This window comes from Rhodovulum sp. (assembly GCF_011048875.1).
GTDB lineage: Bacteria > Pseudomonadota > Alphaproteobacteria > Rhodobacterales > Rhodobacteraceae > Rhodovulum > Rhodovulum tesquicola.
Genome location: NZ_DSDD01000280.1, coordinates 1 through 1,814, shown reverse-complemented (window position 1 = coordinate 1,814; position 1,814 = coordinate 1). Strand labels below are relative to the sequence as shown.

General features: G+C 66.1%; 3 protein-coding genes. 2 read left to right on the top strand and 1 reads right to left on the bottom strand.

Annotated elements, in window-relative coordinates:
- On the top strand, window positions 1-104 hold a 104-nt coding region (locus tag ENN83_RS09820; protein ID WP_414707648.1), incomplete at its 5' end, for an HPr family phosphocarrier protein.
- A 71-nt stretch (window positions 105-175) separates the two neighbouring features.
- Window positions 176-1,036, top strand: coding sequence for a lysophospholipid acyltransferase family protein (locus ENN83_RS09815; RefSeq protein WP_287186423.1), 861 nt, complete (start codon window positions 176-178; stop codon window positions 1,034-1,036).
- A gap of 99 nt (window positions 1,037-1,135) precedes the next feature.
- On the opposite strand, the gene ENN83_RS09810 is transcribed toward ENN83_RS09815, so the two are convergent.
- Window positions 1,136-1,814: 3-hydroxybutyryl-CoA dehydrogenase (locus ENN83_RS09810; RefSeq protein WP_287186421.1), on the bottom strand; the 679-nt coding region annotated here is incomplete at its 5' end.

The window sequence follows — 1,814 nt, the reverse complement described above, 5'->3', positions numbered from 1 at the left end:
CCAAGGGCACGTCGATCGAGGTGACGACCAGCGGCCCCGAGGCCGACCGGCTGGCCGATGCGCTTGCCCGCCTCGTTGCGGATCGCTTCGGCGAAGACATGTGACCCGGCCGAATCCCCAAGAGGCCGCTGCGGCCCGATGAACGGCTCCCGCCGCGCGTCCTGCCGGGGCCGTGATGCGTGATACCGGCCAGGGCGTCGACGCGCGACCGGTTGACGGCGGCCCTTACGAGTCGCGGCTGCTGTCCTATGCCAATTCCTTCACGAATCCGGTGCAGATCCGCACGATCCGGACGATGGAATTCATGACCGGCAAGCTGCGCCTGCTGCGCCTGATCCGACGGTTCGAGGCGATGGGCCCGCCCGAGGGTCAGCTGTTCTGGAAACAGGCGCTTGACGTTATGGGGATCGAACTGCGCACGCCGCCCGCGCAGATCGCCAACATCCCGCCCGAGGGGCCGCTGGTCGTCGTGGCCAACCACCCGCATGGTCTGGTCGACGGCATGGTTCTGGCCGAACTGATCGGTCGGGTGAGGACCGATTACAAGATCCTGACCCGCTCGCTTCTGACCGGGGTGAGCGAGGTCGCGGATTTCTTGATCCCGGTGCCCTTTCCGCACGAGACCGATGCGCTGGAGCGTAATCTCGACATGCGTCGCCGGGCGATGGCGCATCTGGCCCGGGGCGGTGCGATCGCGCTGTTTCCCTCGGGCGTGGTCGCCTCGTCGCAGACGATGTTCGGCCCCGTGATCGAGGCCGAGTGGAACCCCTTCACTGCCAAGATGATCCAGCGCTCGGGTGCGGATGTGGTGCCGATCCGCTTTCCGGGAGCGAATTCGCGCTGGTACCAGATGGCAGCCCAGATCTCGCCGACGCTGCGCCAGGGGCTTTTGCTGCATGAGGTCTGCCATGCGCTGAACCGGCCGCAGGCGCCAGTGATCGGCCCGGCCATCGGCCGCGACGAGATCGAGCCCTGGGCGGACAACCCGCGCGGCTTCATGGCCTGGCTCAGGGAGCGCACGCTGGCGCTGGGCTGAGGCGTGATCCGGTTGAGCGCCTGCGGCGCACGCCTTCTGGCACTTCGTGCGGTTTTTCGGGTATTTTCCCCAAGAAGAAGAGGCTGTGCCGGGGGGCAATCAGCGGGTCGGCACCGGGATTTCGCCGCGATAGTCGTAGAAGCCGCGCTGGGTCTTGCGGCCCAGCCATCCGGCCTCGACATATTTGGTCAGCAGCGGGCAGGGGCGGTATTTCGTGTCCGCAAGCCCGTCATGCAGCACGTTCATGATTGCCAGGCAGGTGTCGAGCCCGATGAAATCGGCCAGTTCCAGCGGCCCCATCGGGTGGTTCGCGCCCAGCTTCATCGACTGGTCGATCGACTTGACCGAGCTCACGCCCTCGTAGAGCGTATAGACCGCCTCGTTGATCATCGGCATCAGGATGCGGTTGACGATGAAGGCGGGGAAGTCCTCGGCCGGCGCGGCGGTCTTGCCCAGCCGTTCGACCACGGCCTGAAGCGTGGTGTAGGTCGCCTCGTCGGTGGCGATGCCGCGGATCAGTTCCACCAGCTGCATCACCGGCACCGGGTTCATGAAATGCAGGCCCATGAACCGTTCCGGCCGGTCGGTGCGGCTGGCCAGACGCGTGATCGAGATCGAGGAGGTGTTCGAGGTCAGGATCGTTTCGGGCCGCAGATGCGATTGCAGATCCTCGAAGATCGCGATCTTGACGGTTTCGCGTTCGGTCGCGGCCTCGATGATCAGGTCCGAGGGGCCGAGTTCGCTCAGCGTCGTTGTCGTCGCGATCCGGGCGAGGGCT